The 16881-nt window shown below is 61.1% G+C and carries 17 protein-coding genes; all 17 read left to right on the plus strand.

What is annotated here, in order from left to right; genetic code table 11:
• The first annotated feature begins 114 nt into the window (after positions 1–114).
• The gene (locus JNO51_RS00965) at positions 115–708 is read left to right on the plus strand and encodes a nucleoside triphosphate pyrophosphatase (RefSeq protein WP_215780297.1); all 594 of its coding nucleotides are present in this window, start codon (positions 115–117) and stop codon (positions 706–708) included.
• Positions 709–716: 8 nt separating this feature from the next.
• The gene (gene rng / locus JNO51_RS00970) at positions 717–2213 is read left to right on the plus strand and encodes a ribonuclease G (protein WP_252346144.1); all 1497 of its coding nucleotides are present in this window, start codon (positions 717–719) and stop codon (positions 2211–2213) included.
• Positions 2214–2256: 43 nt separating this feature from the next.
• Positions 2257–3039, plus strand: coding sequence for a serine O-acetyltransferase (cysE, locus tag JNO51_RS00975; protein ID WP_215780298.1), 783 nt, complete (start codon positions 2257–2259; stop codon positions 3037–3039).
• 73 nt (positions 3040–3112) lie between these two features.
• Positions 3113–5257, plus strand: coding sequence for a UvrD-helicase domain-containing protein (locus JNO51_RS00980; RefSeq protein ID WP_215780299.1), 2145 nt, complete (start codon positions 3113–3115; stop codon positions 5255–5257).
• 25 nt (positions 5258–5282) lie between these two features.
• Positions 5283–7004, plus strand: a complete 1722-nt coding sequence (locus JNO51_RS00985) for a response regulator (protein ID WP_215780300.1) — start codon at positions 5283–5285, stop codon at positions 7002–7004.
• A 140-nt stretch (positions 7005–7144) separates the two neighbouring features.
• On the plus strand, positions 7145–8485 hold the full coding sequence (locus tag JNO51_RS00990; protein ID WP_215780301.1) for a GGDEF domain-containing protein: 1341 nt from the start codon (positions 7145–7147) through the stop codon (positions 8483–8485).
• 71 nt (positions 8486–8556) lie between these two features.
• Positions 8557–8736: a DUF3460 family protein gene (locus tag JNO51_RS00995; RefSeq protein WP_215780302.1), complete on the plus strand. Its 180-nt coding sequence runs from the start codon at positions 8557–8559 to the stop codon at positions 8734–8736.
• A gap of 75 nt (positions 8737–8811) precedes the next feature.
• Positions 8812–9477, plus strand: coding sequence for a class I SAM-dependent methyltransferase (locus JNO51_RS01000; protein ID WP_215780303.1), 666 nt, complete (start codon positions 8812–8814; stop codon positions 9475–9477).
• Positions 9478–9581: 104 nt separating this feature from the next.
• The gene (locus JNO51_RS01005; protein WP_215780305.1) at positions 9582–9986 is read left to right on the plus strand and encodes a biopolymer transporter ExbD; all 405 of its coding nucleotides are present in this window, start codon (positions 9582–9584) and stop codon (positions 9984–9986) included.
• Entirely contained in the window at positions 9983–10786 is an 804-nt protein-coding gene (locus JNO51_RS01010) for an energy transducer TonB (protein WP_215780308.1), read from the plus strand. The genes JNO51_RS01005 and JNO51_RS01010 overlap by 4 nt, the downstream gene beginning before the upstream one ends.
• Before the next feature lie 133 nt (positions 10787–10919).
• Entirely contained in the window at positions 10920–12137 is a 1218-nt protein-coding gene (gene tolB, locus JNO51_RS01015; protein WP_252346145.1) for a Tol-Pal system beta propeller repeat protein TolB, read from the plus strand.
• Positions 12138–12166: 29 nt separating this feature from the next.
• Positions 12167–12688 (plus strand): peptidoglycan-associated lipoprotein Pal, encoded by a 522-nt coding sequence (gene pal / locus JNO51_RS01020; RefSeq protein ID WP_215780313.1) that lies wholly within the window; start codon positions 12167–12169, stop codon positions 12686–12688.
• Between the two features lie 79 nt (positions 12689–12767).
• A complete protein-coding gene (gene ybgF / locus JNO51_RS01025; RefSeq protein ID WP_215780315.1) occupies positions 12768–13511 on the plus strand; it encodes a tol-pal system protein YbgF in 744 nt (247 codons plus the stop codon).
• Between the two features lie 182 nt (positions 13512–13693).
• Positions 13694–14182 carry a 5-(carboxyamino)imidazole ribonucleotide mutase gene (gene purE / locus JNO51_RS01030; protein WP_215780317.1) on the plus strand — a complete coding sequence of 163 codons (489 nt, stop codon included), beginning with the start codon at positions 13694–13696 and terminating at the stop codon, positions 14180–14182.
• Positions 14179–15312, plus strand: coding sequence for a 5-(carboxyamino)imidazole ribonucleotide synthase (locus JNO51_RS01035; RefSeq protein ID WP_215780319.1), 1134 nt, complete (start codon positions 14179–14181; stop codon positions 15310–15312). The genes purE and JNO51_RS01035 overlap by 4 nt, the downstream gene beginning before the upstream one ends.
• Positions 15313–15345: 33 nt before the next feature.
• Positions 15346–16224 (plus strand): phosphoribosylaminoimidazolesuccinocarboxamide synthase, encoded by an 879-nt coding sequence (locus JNO51_RS01040; RefSeq protein WP_215780321.1) that lies wholly within the window; start codon positions 15346–15348, stop codon positions 16222–16224.
• A 66-nt stretch (positions 16225–16290) separates the two neighbouring features.
• Entirely contained in the window at positions 16291–16866 is a 576-nt protein-coding gene (locus JNO51_RS01045) for a GNAT family N-acetyltransferase (protein ID WP_215780323.1), read from the plus strand.
• Positions 16867–16881: the final 15 nt, after the last annotated feature.

Genomic DNA, 16881 nt, shown 5'->3' on the forward strand with positions numbered 1-16881 from the left:
TCGGCGCTTGGAACGCATGTCGGCAGGGTTTGTCACGGTCGCGTCGGAAAGCAGGTAGTCCGCCATGCCCCCGTCTGGTAGGCTTACAGCAAATCACGACTGCCATAGCCCAACATGACTGCAAACGAAACCCTGTATCTGGCGTCCGGAAGTCCGCGTCGCCGCGAGTTGTTGACCCAGCTCGGCCTGCATTTCGAACGGATCCATGCCGATATCGATGAATCGGTGCTCCCCGGCGAAGACGCCCGGGTCTATGCCGAGCGCCTGGCGCGCGCCAAGGCCGATGCCGGCTGGTCGGTGGTGCAAAGCTGCGCTCTGCCGGAGCGAGCCTTGTTGTCAGCCGATACGACGGTGGTGCAGGACGGGGTCATTTTCGGCAAGCCACTGGATGCCGAAGATGCCCGGCGCATGTTGCAGGCATTTTCCGGTCGCACCCATCAGGTGATTACCGCGGTGGCCGTACGCCTGGGGGAGCGGGTGGAGCAGGTGACCTCGATCACCGACGTGACCTTCCGACCGCTGAGCGAGGCCGATATCCAGCGCTATCTGGACAGTGGCGAAGCCTTCGACAAGGCCGGCGCCTATGGCATTCAGGGCAAAGCCTCGGTGTTTGTCGAACGCATCAACGGCAGCTTCACCGGTGTCGTCGGTTTGCCGCTGTTTGAAACCGCGGCACTGTTGTCGCGCTTCGGCTACGTCTTTCCTTGAGGGGGCGCATGATGCATCAAACCATTCCCCTGCCGCGCGATGTTCCGCGCCACAAGGAACAGATTCTGGTCAACATCACCCCGCAGGAGACCCGTGTAGCGGTGCTGGAAGATGCCATCGTGCAGGAGCTGCACATCGAGCGTTCGGCCAGCCGCGGGATCGTCGGCAATATTTATCTGGGCCAGGTCAAGCGCGTACTGCCGGGCATGCAGTCGGCCTTTATCGAGATCGGCCTGGAAAGAGCGGCCTTCCTGCATATCGCCGACGTGCTGGAACAGCGCCAGCATCCGACCGAGCCACAGCGCATTGAGAAGATGCTGTTCGAGGGGCAGACGGTACTGGTGCAGGTCATCAAGGATCCGATCGGCACCAAGGGCGCGCGCCTGAGTACCCAGATCAGCCTGGCCGGGCGCTTCCTGGTGCATTTGCCTCAGGAAACCCATATCGGCATTTCGCAGAAAATCGAAAACGAAGAGGAGCGTCATTCGCTCAAGTCGCGGCTGGAGAAGCTGCTGCCGCCCGACATGCCGCATGGCTTCATCATCCGCACCAGTGCCGAGACCGCCAGCGATGAGGCATTGGCCGCCGACGTCGGCTACCTGTCCAAGCTGTGGACCGACATCCGCTACAAGTCGAAGAATCTGCCGGCGCAATCCCTGCTGTATGAAGATCTGCCGCTGTCCTTGCGTGTGCTGCGCGACATGGTCAGTGAATCGACCGAGCAGGTGATCGTCGACTCGACGGAAAACTATAGCCGCATGACCGAGTTTGCCGAGCAGTATGTGACGCTGGCGGTGGACAAGATTCAGCGCTACAGCGGTGAACGGCCGCTGTTCGAGTTGCACGGGATTGAAGCCGAGATCGACAAGGCGCTGGCGCGTCGGGTTAACCTCAAGTTCGGTGGTTATCTGATCATCGACCAGACCGAGGCGATGACCACCATCGACGTGAATACCGGCGGCTTTGTCGGCAACCGCAACTTCGACGAAACCATCTTCAAGACCAATCTGGAAGCGACCCAGGCACTGGCACGCCAGTTACGGCTGCGCAATCTGGGCGGCATCATCATTGTCGATTTCATCGACATGGAGAACGAAGAACACCGCAATTCGGTGCTCAACGAGCTGGCGCGCTCACTGGCGCGCGACCGCACCCGGGTGACCCTCAACGGCTTTACCAGCCTCGGACTGGTGGAGATTACCCGCAAGCGCACGCGTGAAAGCCTGGCTCATGTCTTGTGCGAGACCTGCCCGCAGTGTCAGGGCCGTGGCGAGGTCAAGACCGCCCAGACCGTCTGCTACGAGATTCAGCGTGAGATTGTGCGCGAGGCGCGGCAGTTCGAGGCGCGCGGCTTCCGCATCCTGGCTGCGCAGCCGGTGATCGATATGTTCCTGGATGAGGAGTCGCAGAGTCTGGCCATGCTGGTGGACTTCATCGGCAAGCCGGTGTCGCTGTCGGTGGAGAGCTCCTATACCCAGGAACAGTTTGACGTAGTGTTGTTGTAACCCGCGGTCGGGGTCTGCCCGGCCGCAGCAAGAAAGAAAACAGATGTCCGATATGCCTGAAGATCCCTTGTGGTCGGCGATTCTGCTCGAGGCCCAGGCCGCGGCCGAAGCCGAGCCCCTGCTGGCCAGTTTCCTGCACATGACGGTGCTGCGGCACCGCTCGCTAGAAGACGTGCTGGCGTTTCACCTCTCCAGCAAACTGGCCAGTCCGGTGATGGATGCCCGTGCCCTGATGGAGTTGTTCCGCGAGGCGTTTGATGCCGATGGCCGCATCATCGACAGCGTGCGCGCCGATATCGAGGCGTGTTACCAGCGCGATCCGGCTTGTGACGGTTATGCTACCCCCCTGCTGTATTTCAAGGGGTTTCATGCCATCCAGAGCCAGCGCATCACCCACTGGTTGTGGCTGAACGGACGTCAGCCACTGGCGCTGTTCCTGCAAAACCGCATTTCCGAGGTGACCGGTGCCGATATTCATCCCGCCGCCCGGCTAGGTCGCGGCATCTTGCTGGATCACGGCACCGGCGTGGTCGTCGGTGAAACGGCCGTGATCGGCAACAATGTCTCGATCCTGCATGGTGTCACCCTGGGCGGTTCCGGCAAGGAGCGCGGCGATCGCCATCCGAAGATCGGTGACGGTGTGATGCTCGGTGCCGGTGCGGCCGTCCTGGGCAACATCCATGTCGGCGAGTGCGCCAAGGTGGGCGCCGGCAGCGTGGTGCTGGACGAGGTCCCGCCACACTGTACCGTGGCCGGCGTGCCGGCCCGCATCGTCAGCCAGGGCACAGGCGGTACCCCCGCACTGGAGATGGATCAGCGCGTCTGACGCGTCTCTGCCGGACACGGTTTTCCGACGCTGGCTGGTGTAAAATCCGGCTTTTACCGCTTGCGAGATGCACATGAGTTCAGATTTGCTGGCCGGCCTCAATCCGGAACAACTGCGTGCCGTGACCTGGCCGGCGCAAAGCGCCCTGGTCCTGGCCGGTGCCGGCAGTGGCAAGACCCGTGTGCTGACCACCCGTATCGCCTGGCTGATCCAGACCGGGCAGATCAGCCCGGCCGGGGTGCTGGCCGTGACCTTTACCAACAAGGCGGCGCGCGAGATGCAGGCCCGGCTGTCCGCGATGATTCCGGTCAATGTGCGTACCATGTGGATCGGCACCTTTCACGGCCTGTGCAATCGCCTGCTGCGGCTGCATTACCGTGATGCCGGTCTGCCGCAGACCTTCCAGATCCTGGATACCCAGGATCAGCTGGCGGCCATCAAGCGCCTGCTGAAAAGCCTCGAGTTGTCCGACGAGAAATTCCCGCCGCGCAGCGTGCAGCACTTCATCAACGGCAACAAGGAAGCCGGCCAGCGCCCGGATCGCCTGACTGCCCATGACTACTACGGCCAGAAGCTGATCGAGCTGTACGCGGCCTATGATGCCCAGTGCCGGCGCGAAGGTGTGGTCGATTTTGCCGAACTGCTGCTGCGCAGCTACGAATTGCTGTCGGCCAATCAGGCCCTGTGCGAGCACTACCGCAGCCGCTTCCGCTTTTTGCTGGTCGACGAGTTTCAGGATACCAACCGCCTGCAGTACGCCTGGCTGCGCCTGCTGGCCGGTACGGACAATGCCTTGTTCGCCGTCGGTGACGACGATCAGTCGATCTACGCCTTCCGCGGGGCGGAAGTCGGCAATATGCGCGCACTGCTGCGCGATTACGGCATCGGCGACGCCATCCGGCTGGAACAGAACTATCGCTCGGCAGGCACCATCCTCAAGGCCGCCAATGCCCTGATCGAGAACAATGACGGTCGTCTGGGCAAAAACCTGTGGACCGAGGCGGGGGACGGTGAAGAAATCCGCTTTTACGAGGCCTGGTCGGATGGGGATGAGGCGGAGTTCATTGTCGATGAGGCCCGCGCCCTCAAGCGCGAAGGGCTGAACCTGTCCGACATCGCCGTGCTGTATCGCTCCAATGCCCAGTCGCGGGCGCTGGAGCATGCGCTGGTCAATGGTCGCATCCCCTATCGCATCTATGGCGGCCTGCGCTTCTTCGAACGCCAGGAAATCAAGCATGCGCTGGCTTATCTGCGCCTGCTGGCCAATCCGGAGGACGACAATGCCTTGCTGCGGGTGATCAACCTGCCGGCACGCGGCATCGGTGCCCGGACCATCGAGAATCTGCAGGCGGCCAGCGTCGCGGGCGGCATGTCGCTCTGGCAGGCGGCCTGCGCCGCCGGCGGGGGACGCAGCGCGGCCAGTCTGGCCAGGTTTGTCTTGCTGATGGATGCCATGCGCGAGCGTGCCGAGGGCTTGACGCTGGCCGAGACGGTCAGCCTGGCCATTGATGACTCCGGCCTGCGCGCCATGTACGAACAGGACAAGAAGGACGGTGAGGAGCGACTGGCCAACCTGGACGAACTGGTCAATGCTGCCGCGGCATTCGTGGCCGATGAACCTTCGCTGGCCCTGATCGAGTTCCTCACCTCGGCGGCTCTGGAGGCTGGCGATCACCAGGCCGAAGCCGGTGAGGATGCGCTGCAATTGATGACGGTGCACGCGGCCAAGGGCCTGGAGTTCGACGCCGTGTTTGTTTCCGGTCTGGAAGAGGGGCTTTTCCCGCATGAAAACAGCCTGAATGACAGTAAAGGGCTGGAAGAAGAGCGACGGCTGATGTACGTTGCAGTGACACGGGCTCGCAAGCGTCTATATCTGACTTGTGCCCAGGCGCGCATGTTGCACGGCCAGAGCCGTTATCCGATCCGGTCGCGCTTTGTCGACGAAGTCCCCGCCGGACTGGTCAAGGTGCTGTCCGGACAGCAGGCGGCGGTGGCGCCGCAAGCCCCGGCGGCATGGCAGCGGGCACCACAGGGCCGCAGTAGTGCGGCGACCGATCATGGTTATCGCATTGGTCAGTCGGTGAGCCATGCCAAGTTTGGTCTGGGGGTGGTGGTCAATGCCGAGGGCGCCGGCAGTGATGTGCGCCTGCAAATCAATTTTGCCGAACACGGCATGAAATGGCTGGATCTGCGCTACGCCAAGCTGCAGCCAGCCTGAAGGCGGATGGAGCGATCAGGCAACCATGGGTGACAAGCCGAAAGCCGGCAAGCCGGCAATCCAGTCTGCCGCGCTCGGCTTGGGCGCGGAACCCGGGCATCGCGAGGAAGAGTACCGCAACAGCTTCAGTGGAAGGCTGTTTCTGGTCGTCGACAGCGTGCCGGAGATGCAGCGCGCCATGGGTATGACTCTGTCATCATTCGGGGCGGAGAAGGTCGAGTACGCCAACCGCGCCAGTGATGCGCTGTCCAAGATGGGGCGCTACGACTTCGATGTCGTGCTGTGTGACTATGACCTGGGCAATGGCTACGACGGCTTGTACCTGTTCGAAGAGGTCAAGGAACGCAATCTGATCAAGCAGTCCTGCGTGTTCATGATCGTGACCGGCGAGCGCCGTTCGCAACGCGTGATTTCTGCTGCCGAACTGGCCCCCGACGATTATCTGCTCAAGCCCTTCTCCGGGGAGATGCTGTCCCAGCGATTGTCGAAGGCCATGCGCAAGCGCACGGCCTTCCGCCCCATCGACGAAGCCATCCTGCGCAACGAGTATCTGGTCGCCATCGAAATCTGCAGCCGCAAGATCGCCGAGCGCGGAGAGTTCACGCTCGACTTCATGAAGATCAAGGGTTCGCTGTCGCTGCGTATCGGCGATTACGATACGGCGCGCAGCCTGTATATGGATGTGCTGCGCATGAAGGATGTGCCCTGGGCCAAGCTCGGTCTGGCCAAGGCGCTGACCGGCCTGAAGGCGCATGGCGAGGCCCGCATGCTGTTCGAGGAAGTACTGGCAGACAATGATCGCATCATGGAAGCCTACGATTGGCTGGCGCGCCTGCACCGGGACAGTGGCGAACTGGAGAAGGCTCAGGCCATCCTGCAGACCGCTACCGCCCTGTCGCCGGTGGTGATCCGGCGTCAGAAGCAGCTGGCCGAAGTGGCCTTCATGAACAATGACCTGGCCGTGGCGGAAGTGGCCTGCACCGAAACGCTGGAGATTGCCAAGTACACCTGGCATCGCAGCCCGAACCACTATGCCATGCTGGCGCGCGTGCAACTGGCTCAGGGGGAAACCGGTAACGCCAGTCGCACCCTGGGGCGGTTGCGGCGCGATTTCCGCTACAACCAGACCGGCGAATGGATGGCCGATGTCATCGACAGCCAGGTGCAGATTCACAGCGGCAATGGCATGCGCGCCGAGCAATTGCTGAAAGAGGCCGAAGCGCGCTTCGAGCAAATGGCGGATGGTCTGGATGCCGAGGCGCAGATGGAGTTCGCCCGCGCCTGCTACGCCCAGCACCGGACCCAGCTCGGCGATCAGGTGATGCGTGATCTGGTGCGCAATCACCATGATGACGAGTCCATGCTTAACCGGCTTGGCGTGCTGTTTGACGAGGTCGGGCGCGGAGAAGTGGGCCGCCGCCTGATTGCCGAGAATGTGCAGGGCGTGGTCGACATGAACAACCTGGCGGTGCGCGATGCTCAGAGTGGCGCTTATGATGCCGCCATTGAGCGCTTCGCCCGCGCTTTGACCGAAATGCCCAACAATATCCAGATCATGCTCAATCTGGTCAATGCCACCATGGCCTATGTGCATCGCCATGGCTGGCATGAAAGCTATATGCGACGCGCCAGCGAGCTGTTGATGAAGGTGAGGGACGTGGCGCCGACCAACAACAAATTCCAGAAACAGATGCAATCCTGGCGTCTTCTGACCGAAAAGCTGGGAAAACCGCACTGGGGCCTGTAGGTTTTGTCCGGTCTGCGCATCTTGCTGTTTTGTTGCCTTCCCGCTGTTGTTTTGGCCGGTTTTCGCCGTCTAAATAGGCTGATAATCTAATCAGTTTCAATTACAATATTCTGTTATTCCACAAGAAATATGGCAAAGCCATGCGAATGAGACTGGTCTATCTGACTTGCACATTGCTGTGGCTGGTAATGAGCGCGTTGATCGGGCTGTCTTTTGTCAGCCGTTCGGTATTTCGGGCCGAACAGGATTTTCACGCTTTCGAGCAGCATCTGGCTGAACAGCTCGGCCAGACCTTGAAAGCGAACGAAGTAGTGCTCTACAGCTATGCGGCCTTGCGATCGATCGATCGATCCGATTCGGCGGGCCGGGCCTTCGAGGCCAGTGTCCTGCCACATAATCCACAGATCAAACGCTTGTTCTATTTTCAGGATCTGAATGCGCCGGTGCATCGTGTTCAGCTGGAGCAGGCCGCCAATGGCGCCTTTTCCGCCGCGGATCTGACCCAGTTGCAGACTTTGCAGCAAGCCGTGGTGCTGCGTGGCGGCGCACCGGTGATGCAATTGCGCATGCAAGGTGGCAAAGAACCGGGCTATCTGCTGCTGCGCTCGGTCGATGCGTCCTTGCAGCACTTTGTCGGACTGCAGGTGTCTGCCGCGCGCTTGTTGCCGGATTTGCGCGGCCTGCCAGCAGGGGGGCAGTTGCGCATGTGGCAGGGGGAGCAAAGTGCTCGCCTGTTGCTGAGTCAGCAGACGGCCGCACGGCGCAATATCGAGGTCTTGCTGTTTCCGCAGCTCTATTCGTTGCACCGCCTGGGCGGTGTGGATCAGCCGCTGACGATTCAATTGACCTGGCAGCTGGGCTTTGCCGAGGTGAATCCGCTGGATTGTCTGGTAGCCGGCCTGATTTCGCTGGGCCTGCTGGCGGTGATCCTGACGGGTCTGGCCAGCTACGCGCGGTTCATGGCGGGGAGCCAGGAGCGTGAAATGCGGCTGTTCTACATGGCCAACCATGATCGCCTGACCAATCTGGCTAATCGCAACCTGTTTTACGATCGTCTGCAGCATGCCATTTCTCGCCTGAATCGCAAGGGCAAGAGCCTGGCCGTGCTGTTTCTCGACATGGACCGCTTCAAGCCGGTCAATGACACCTATGGCCATGCTACCGGTGACCGCGTGCTGCAGGTGATTGCCGCGCGCCTGAAAGCCGAGCTGCGTACCGAGGACACGGTGGCCCGGCTTGGTGGTGATGAGTTTGCGGTACTGATCGAAGAGGTCGAGTCCAAGCAGGAGGTCACCCAGGTGGTCGAGCGCCTGAAACGTGCCATCGAGCGCAGTTACGATATGGACGGTCATCACATCCAGCTCGGGGTCAGTATCGGGGTCGCCTACTATCCGGAGGATGGTGTCCTGATCGAGGAGCTGCTGTCCGTTGCTGATCGCAAGATGTATGGTGAAAAGAACGAGCCGGTTCTGGTCGTCTGAGGCGCTATGCCAGATGCGAACGGGATCGATTTACAGTACAATCGGGTCAAGTATCCGTTTCAGGAGTCGGCATGTACCAGTCTGATTTCACCAAATTCATGCAGGATTTTCTGCAAAAGAATCCGCAGATTGACACCCAGCGCCAGGAGCTGCGCCTGACCTGGTGGGATCGTCAGCCTGACCTGGATGACCAGCGTCGCTGGCGCGAATCGCGCGTGCCGCAAAAACCCTATGTTTACCAGCCGGATTGATGCCGGCGGAAAATGCCTGATTCGCCCCTGACAACGCCCTGCCGGGCGTTGTTTGCTTTCCTGTGACCCGAAATCATGACCAGACAATCCATTCCGCTCGATGGCGGCCTGACCGGTTACCTGCACGCCATCGGCGTGACCGAACATCCTGTCATGCGCGAACTGCGCGAGTTTACTGCCGGCCATCGCCTGGCCAAAATGCAGATCGCCCCCGAACAGGGACAGTTCATGGGCTGGCTGGCGCGGCTGATCGGTGCACGGCGCTACCTTGAAATCGGTGTCTTTACCGGGTACAGCGCCCTGTCGGTGGCCCTGTCCCTGCCAGCGGACGGCGAGATCGTGGCCTGCGATGTCAGCGAAGAGTTCACCCGGATCGCGCGCGAGTACTGGCAGAAAGCCGGCGTGGCCGATCGCATCCACCTGACCTTGCAGCCGGCCATCCGAACCCTGCAATCCCTGCTGCAACAGGGACAGCACAATGCCTTTGACATGGCTTTCATCGATGCCGACAAGCCGGGTACGCCCGATTATTTTGAGGCCTGCCTGCAATTGGTCCGGCCGGGCGGCGTCATTCTGCTCGACAATATTTTCCTCGGTGGCCGCGTGGTGTCTCCGCGCGAGGAAGATCCGCCCGGCGTACAGATCATGCATGACTTCAATGCCGCGCTGGCGCGCGATGAACGTATCCATCTGAGTGTGCTGCCAATGGGTGATGGCATGACATTGGCTATGAAATTGTGAACTAACACCGGGGAGGCATGTCTGACATCCTCTTTGCAGTGCACTGCACACGGCCAGGGTTGGCCGGTGCTATGATGTGGGCTGATACCTAACCCGATCCGACTATGCTGAATCGCCGCCCCCGCCGCCAGATCAATCAGATGAATGTGGTGCCCTATATCGACGTCATGCTGGTATTGCTGGTGATTTTCATGATTACCACGCCCATGTTCACGCCGGGTGTCATCGATGTTCCCAGTGTTTCCCAGGCGCGTACGCCGGATGTTCAGCCCGTTGAGGTTGAACTCGACAGCAGCGGCAACATTACGCTGAAGGGGGCCGACAAGACGCAAACCTTCACCAGTGTCGATGCCTTGACCGCTGCCGCCAGTACGATGGCGCAGAATGATCAGCCCTTTGCCATTTCTGCGGCGCGCGACATGAAATATGAAGATGTGCTCAAGGTGGCGGATGCGCTGCACAAGGCCGGCATCAAGCGGGTGGCCCTGACGGTGAAGCAAAGCCAATGACCTCGCCGCGCGGCCTGAGCCGACCCGCCCTGTTCTCGCTGCTGTTGCATGCTGCGCTGATCGCTGTGCTGGTGCTGGCGGCACGCCAAACCGTCATGACCGAGCCGGCACCGGTGTCGGTGGAACTCTGGTCAGCCGCGCCCGTGGCAACGGTAGCCGCGCCGCAGCCGGTGGCCCAGCCTGTCGTACCGCCCCCCCAGCCTCAGACCGTGACGCCGGCAGAAGCCCCGAAGGCCGATGTGCAACTGGCGCATAAGCCCGAGCCCAAAAAACAGGAGGCGTCGCATCCCTCCGTGCGACAGCCGCCCAAGCCGGCCGCGCCGCCGGCGCCCAAGCCCGAACCCAAAGCCAAGCCTGTGCCGCCGCCTGTCAGCAAGGCCAAGCCGGCCAGCAAGCATCCGATCGATGACAGCAATGATCTGTTGTCGGAGCTGGGCAGCAGCACCCATGCGCCCAATTCGAAGGTGACTCAGGCCGGTGCGGCCAATGGGGTTGCCGGTGGTGTGCCGAACGGCTCCGCCCAGGCGCGTGACAATTACGCCGCCAAGGTGCGCGCCAAGATTCTGCCGCTGGTGCAGCTCCCGCCCGGTCTGCAGGGCAATCCCAAAGCGGTGGTTCAGGTGGTCTTGCTGCCGACACTGGAAGTGCGCAGCGTGACCCTGCTTCAGTCGAGCGGCAATCATGCCTATGACGAAGCGGTACAACGTGCCATTCGTGAGGCCGGGACATTCCCCTCCTTGCCTGCAGGGACCCGCTTTGGTGATGTGCGCCAGCTGAAGCTGGAGTTCAGGCCAAGTTGATCATGATTTGCTAATTTATTTGTATATCAGTTAAATAAATTGATATTTGAGGGAACTAATGATTAGTTCAAAGTATCTGTTCAGAGTACTGTTGATTGTCTTAGCTTTCGCGAGTGGTGTAGCGAAAGCAGATATGACAATTGAAATTGTTGGCGGCGGCGCGACGCGTCATGCCATCGCCATCGTGCCGTTCAAGGATGAGAGCACACGGCTGCGAGATCCGCTGACGCTGGTGGTACGCAACGATCTGAATATTTCCGGTCTGTTTCGCGTGCTGGATGCGGGAACGGTGAATGATCTGCCGAGTGCGCCGGCGGGGATTCACTATCCGCTGTGGCAGGCGGCCGGGGCACAATCGGTGGCCGTTGGTTCGGTGGTCGATGCCGGCAATGGTCAGGTGACCGTGTCGTTTGCCCTGATGGATGTTGCGCAGAAAAAGCAACTGACGGCCGGGCAGTTTACCGTGACGCCGGATCAGGGGCGGCAGGTGGCGCACAAGATCGCCGACATGATCTATCAGGCCATTACCGGTCAGCAGGGGATTTTCGGCACGCGCATCGTGTATGTGCTCAAGCAGGGCAATGCCAGCTACCAGTTGCAGGTGGCGGACATGGACGGCGCCCGGGCCCAGACGATCCTGCGCTCGAAAGAGCCGATCATGTCACCGGCCTGGTCGCCGGATGGGCGTTATCTGGCCTATGTGTCGTTCGAGACCCGCAAGCCGGTGGTCTGGGTACAGGACCTGGCGACCGGCAAGCGACATGCTGCCGCCAATTTCAAAGGCAGCAATTCGGCACCGGCCTGGTCGCCGGATGGCAGCAAGCTGGCCGTGGTACTGACCACGACCGGCAACTCGGAGCTGTATCTGGTCGGCCCGGATGGCGGCACGCCGCGGCGGCTGACCTTCAGCGATGCCATCGACACCGAACCCTCGTGGTCGGCCGATGGTTCGCAGATCCTGTTCGTGTCGGACCGCGCCGGTGGCCCGCAGATTTATTCGATGGCCGCTGCCGGTGGCGCAGCGACCCGATTGACCTGGCAAGGCAGTTACAACGTGTCACCGCGACTGTCGCCAGATGGCAAGACCCTGGCCTATATCCAGCGACAGGCGGGTGCATTCCGCGTGATGATGCAGGATATGACCAGTGGGGACACCCGAGTGTTGTCGAGTGATCCCTACAATGAACGACCCAGTTTTGCGCCCAATGGCCAGATGGTGCTGTATGCCAGTGTGCAGGGTGGTCAAAGCGTGCTTTATGCCGCCACGCTGGATGGCGCCAACAAGGCACGGCTGGCCGTACTGCATGGTGAAGTTCAGGACCCGGCCTGGGGGCCGTTTACAAACCATTGATCAGTTTGATCCGCGTGAAGGAGTAGGTTATGAACTGGAAACACTTGCTTGTTGGTACCGCTGCCGTCTCTCTGCTTGCTGCCTGCTCGAGCACCAAGCCGCCGGAAACCAACACTTCGGCCGCCTCGGCCAGCCAACCGGCTGCACCGGTCGATTCCGCCTCGACCAAGTCGGCCCAGACCCCGGTGGATCCGCTGAATGATCCGAACAGCCCGCTGGCACAACGCAGCGTGTACTTCGACTTCGACTCCTCGCTGGTCAAGGATGAGTACAAGCCGCTGATCAGCGCCCATGCCGATTATCTGAAGGGTAATGCGGCACACAAGATCACCATTCAGGGCAATACCGACGCCCGTGGCAGCCGCGAGTACAACCTGGCCCTGGGTCAGCGCCGAGCCGAGAGCGTGAAGAAAGCCATGGAAGTGCTGGGTGTGCCGGACAAGCAACTGGAAGCGGTGAGCTTCGGCAAGGAAAAGCCGAAGGCTGAAGGCAACAGCGATGCCGATTACGCCCAGAACCGTCGTGACGATATCGTGTATGACGGCCAGTAAGCCGTGATCCTGCGTTGTCCATGACATTACGGCCGGTGATCGTTAAGATGACCGGCTGTTTCCTTTTGTGGAGCCCCTGATGAAACGCCTTGCCATTGGCTGTGTCTTGCTGAGCCTGGTTTCCGGTTGCGCGACCAACTCCGATCTGGAGGCGACGCGCCAACAGATCTCTCAGGTCAACCAGCAGGCCAGTGCCCGCCTCTCCCAGATTGAAACCAAGCTTTCCAACGACAAGCTGCTGGACATGGTCAGCCAGCTGGATGACTTGCGGGCTCAGGTCGCCAAGCTCAGTGGCCAGGTAGAAGTGCTGAACTACAACCTGCAGAGCACCCAGAAGCGGCAGAATGATCTGTATACCGACCTGGATGGTCGCCTGACGAAGCTGGAAACGCCGGCTTCCGCCGCTGCGAGCAGTGCCCCTGCGGCTTCGGTGCCCCCGGCTGGTGCCAGCGCCCAGGCAGTGCCGGACTATGACCGCGCCCTGAATCTGCTGCGCCAGCGCAATTTTACCGACGCCATTCCGGCCCTGGACCAGTACATCAAGCAGAATCCGGATTCGCCGCAGGCAGTCGAGGCGCTGTTCTGGATTGGTGTCGCCCATACGGCGCTCAAGCAATATGATGCTGCCATCGCCATCCATCGTCAGTTCGTCACGCAGAACCCCAATCATCCGAAGGCCCCGGATGCCATGCGTAACATCGCCAGCTGCCAGATCGAGCTGTCGCAGAACGATGAAGCCAAGGTCACCCTCAAGCGACTGATCAAGCTCTATCCGAAGAGTGCGGCGGCCACCAAGGCCAAGACCATGCTCAAGAGTCTTTAAGGTCCGCTTTGTCCGGGAAGCCCGCAGTACATTGCGGGCTTCTTCATTTTCCCAGGCGACCGGAAGGACTGGCCGGCCAGTCTTTACCCGCCGTGTTTATTCCTTCCACATAAAGACACTCCCCGGCCTGACGGCCCCATCAGGTAAAATCCTGTTTTTCAACGCATCGAGCAGCGAAAGACATGATTCAAGTCGGTATCGTGATGGGCAGTAACAGTGACTGGGAAATCATGCAGCATGCAGCGCGCATGTTGCGGGATTTCGGGGTGGCATTCGAAACGCGAGTTGTTTCGGCGCATCGTACGCCGGACCTGTTGTTCGACTACGCCGAGCAGGCGGCCGGGCGCGGCCTGAAGGCCATCATCGCCGGTGCCGGTGGTGCGGCCCACCTGCCCGGCATGCTGGCTGCCAAGACCACGGTGCCGGTTCTCGGTGTACCGGTCCCCTCCAAATACCTGCGTGGTGAAGATTCCCTGCTGTCGATCGTGCAAATGCCCAAAGGCATTCCGGTCGCGACGTTTGCCATCGGCGAGGCCGGTGCGGCCAATGCGGCCCTGTTCGCCATTGCCATGCTGGCCGGCACCGACAAGCGCCTGGGGGACAAGCTGGCGGCTTTCCGCCTGCAGCAAGAACAGACGGTACTGGCCATGAGCCTGCCGGAGGTGGAGTGAGTATGGCCGCCATCCTTCCCCCGGCCATGCTGGGCATCCTGGGCGGTGGTCAGCTCGGGCGCATGTTTGCCGTGGCAGCACGCCGCATGGGCTATCACGTGATGGTGCTGGATCCGGATGCCAGGGCACCGGCCGCCGCCTTTGCCGACGTGCATCTGTGTGCTGCCTTCGACGATGAACAGGCGCTGCGCCAGATGGGGCAGCGCTGTGCGGCGATTACCACCGAGTTCGAGAATGTCAGTGCCGATGCCATGCGGCTGCTGGCGACGCTGACCCGTGTGGCCCCCTCCGCCGAGTGCGTGGCGATCGCCCAGGACCGGATTGCCGAGAAGGGCTGGATCAATCGTGCCGGGTTGCCGACCACGCCCTGGCTGGCGGTGCAGGCTGCTGCCGATCTGCAAGGGGAACTGGCCGATTACCTGCCGGGCATCCTCAAGACGGCGCGCCTCGGCTATGACGGCAAGGGGCAGCAGCGGGTCGAGACGGCTGAAGAGGCGCGAGCCGCCTTTGCTGCCCTCGGCGCTCAGGTTTGCGTGCTGGAAAAGCGCCAGCACCTGAAGATGGAGGTCTCGGTGATTGTGGCGCGCAGCAGTGCCGCACAGATCGAAGTCTTTCCGGTTGCCGAAAACAGTCACCGCGATGGCATTCTGGATATCAGTCTGGTGCCGGCGCGCATTGAGGCGGCCATGGCGGAGCGGGCGCGTGCCATGGCCTGCCAGCTGGCCAATGCACTGGATTATGTCGGGGTGCTGGCCGTCGAGTTTTTCGTGCTGGACGACGATACGCTGATCATCAATGAGATCGCGCCGCGGCCGCACAACTCCGGTCACTTCAGCCTCGATGCCTGCCTGACCGACCAGTTCCAGCAGCAAGTGCGCACGCTGTGCGGCCTGCTGCCGGGCAATACCGATCTGCTGTCCCCGGTCGCCATGGTCAACCTGTTGGGCGATCTTTGGCCGCCGCAGGGCGAGCCACACTGGGATGTGCTGATGGAGGCGCCCAATGCCCATCTGCATCTTTACGGCAAGACCGAGGCTCGTCCGGGACGAAAAATGGGCCATTTCAACGTGCTGGCCGGCGACAACGAAGCCGCGCTGGCCCAGGCTCGGGCATTGTTCGAGACCTTGTAGCCCTTTCGAATTTTCCAGCAAGGATTTGTAGACATGAGCGGCATTAGCACCACCCATCTGAGCAGCCTGCAGAAAATCTATTCCGGCAAGGTTCGCGATCTCTATGCCATTGACGATCAGCGCATGCTGATGGTGGCCACCGACCGGTTGTCGGCGTTTGACGTGATTCTCGACGAGCCGATTCCGGCCAAGGGCCAGATCCTGACCGCGATTTCCAATTTCTGGTTCGACAAGCTCAAGGCGGTGATTCCCAACCACCTGACCGGGGATCGTGTCGAAGACGTGGTCAGCGCGGCAGATCTGCCGCAGGTGGCCGGTCGTGCCGTGGTGGTGAAGCGTCTCAAGCCGGTGCCGATCGAGGCCATCGTGCGGGGCTATCTGGCCGGTTCCGGCTGGAAGGACTATCAGGCGACCGGCATGGTCAGCGGCATTCGTCTGCCTGAGGGCATGGTCGAGGCCCAGGTGCTGAGTACACCGATCTTCACGCCGTCGACCAAGGCGGCGGTGGGGGACCATGATGAGAGCATCAGTTTCGAGCGTTGCAGCGAGCTGATTGGTGCGGATCTGGCAGCCGCTGTGCGTGCCAAGGCCATCGAGCTGTATCAGAATGCTAGTCAATATGCATTAAGTCGTGGGATTATTATTTGTGATACCAAATTTGAATTCGGCATCGATCAGGAGGGCACGCTGACCCTGATGGATGAGGTGCTGACGCCGGACTCGAGTCGTTTCTGGCCGGCCGATCAGTATCAACCCGGAAGCAACCCACCCAGCTTCGACAAGCAGTTTGTGCGTGACTGGCTGGAGGCCAGTGGCTGGAACAAGCGTCCGCCCGCACCTTCCGTGCCGCTGGCGGTACGTCAGAAAACTGCCGACAAGTATCGTGAAGCGCTGATTCGCCTGACGGAGTGATCCTCAGGTCCGATGGATCCAGAGGCGCGATGCGAGGGCATGGCGCCTTTTTTCATGGATGAAAACATGTTGTTGCAACCCCGACTAGAAACGCCCCGGCTGTGGCTGCAGCCGGCTGATCCGGCGCTGGCCGCCGCCACGCTGGCCTATCAACTGCGCAACCGGTCCCATCTTGGTCCCTGGGATCCGACCCCGAGCGAGCATTTTTTTACGCTGGGCTTCTGGGAAAGCCGCCTCAAGCAGCGCATGCGCGAGTGGCAAGAAGGGCTGGGGGCGGCGTTTTTCCTGCAGGACAAGCAGGACCCCGAGCAGATCCTCGGCACGGTGTCGATTTCGCAGATTCATCGCGGCATCGCCCAGTATGCCATGCTCGGTTATGGCATCGACCATGCCTGCCAGGGCAAGGGGATGATGTCCGAGGCTTTACAGGCGGTAGTGCGCTTTGCTTTTGACGAGCTCAAGCTGCATCGTCTTCAGGCCAGCTACCAGCCCAGCAATCAGCGCAGTGCCGCCGTCCTGGCGCGCCTCGGTTTCCTGATTGAGGGGCACGCCAGCCAATACCTGTTTCTGAACGGCTCCTGGCGCGATCATGTGGTGACCGCGCTGATCAACCCGCGCTTTGACGCTGACAACATGCTATAGCCCTCGCCTGGAGAC

Origin of the sequence: Paludibacterium sp. B53371 (assembly GCF_018802765.1) — a bacterium.
Classification (GTDB): domain Bacteria; phylum Pseudomonadota; class Gammaproteobacteria; order Burkholderiales; family Chromobacteriaceae; genus Paludibacterium.

Excerpts from the sequence above, each read along its gene's own strand:
- rng (WP_252346144.1), top strand. The coding sequence starts at position 717 with ATGATGCATCAAACCATTCCCCTGCCGCGCGATGTTCCGCGCCACAAG.
- JNO51_RS00985 (WP_215780300.1), top strand. The coding sequence starts at position 5,283 with ATGGGTGACAAGCCGAAAGCCGGCAAGCCGGCAATCCAGTCTGCCGCG.
- JNO51_RS01010 (WP_215780308.1), top strand. The coding sequence starts at position 9,983 with ATGACCTCGCCGCGCGGCCTGAGCCGACCCGCCCTGTTCTCGCTGCTG.
- tolB (WP_252346145.1), top strand. The coding sequence starts at position 10,920 with ATGACAATTGAAATTGTTGGCGGCGGCGCGACGCGTCATGCCATCGCC.
- JNO51_RS00995 (WP_215780302.1), top strand. The coding sequence starts at position 8,557 with ATGTACCAGTCTGATTTCACCAAATTCATGCAGGATTTTCTGCAAAAG.
- JNO51_RS00990 (WP_215780301.1), top strand. The coding sequence starts at position 7,145 with ATGCGAATGAGACTGGTCTATCTGACTTGCACATTGCTGTGGCTGGTA.
- JNO51_RS00965 (WP_215780297.1), top strand. The coding sequence starts at position 115 with ATGACTGCAAACGAAACCCTGTATCTGGCGTCCGGAAGTCCGCGTCGC.
- ybgF (WP_215780315.1), top strand. The coding sequence starts at position 12,768 with ATGAAACGCCTTGCCATTGGCTGTGTCTTGCTGAGCCTGGTTTCCGGT.
- pal (WP_215780313.1), top strand. The coding sequence starts at position 12,167 with ATGAACTGGAAACACTTGCTTGTTGGTACCGCTGCCGTCTCTCTGCTT.
- JNO51_RS01040 (WP_215780321.1), top strand. The coding sequence starts at position 15,346 with ATGAGCGGCATTAGCACCACCCATCTGAGCAGCCTGCAGAAAATCTAT.
- JNO51_RS00980 (WP_215780299.1), top strand. The coding sequence starts at position 3,113 with ATGAGTTCAGATTTGCTGGCCGGCCTCAATCCGGAACAACTGCGTGCC.
- cysE (WP_215780298.1), top strand. The coding sequence starts at position 2,257 with ATGTCCGATATGCCTGAAGATCCCTTGTGGTCGGCGATTCTGCTCGAG.
- JNO51_RS01045 (WP_215780323.1), top strand. The coding sequence starts at position 16,291 with ATGTTGTTGCAACCCCGACTAGAAACGCCCCGGCTGTGGCTGCAGCCG.
- JNO51_RS01000 (WP_215780303.1), top strand. The coding sequence starts at position 8,812 with ATGACCAGACAATCCATTCCGCTCGATGGCGGCCTGACCGGTTACCTG.
- purE (WP_215780317.1), top strand. The coding sequence starts at position 13,694 with ATGATTCAAGTCGGTATCGTGATGGGCAGTAACAGTGACTGGGAAATC.
- JNO51_RS01005 (WP_215780305.1), top strand. The coding sequence starts at position 9,582 with ATGCTGAATCGCCGCCCCCGCCGCCAGATCAATCAGATGAATGTGGTG.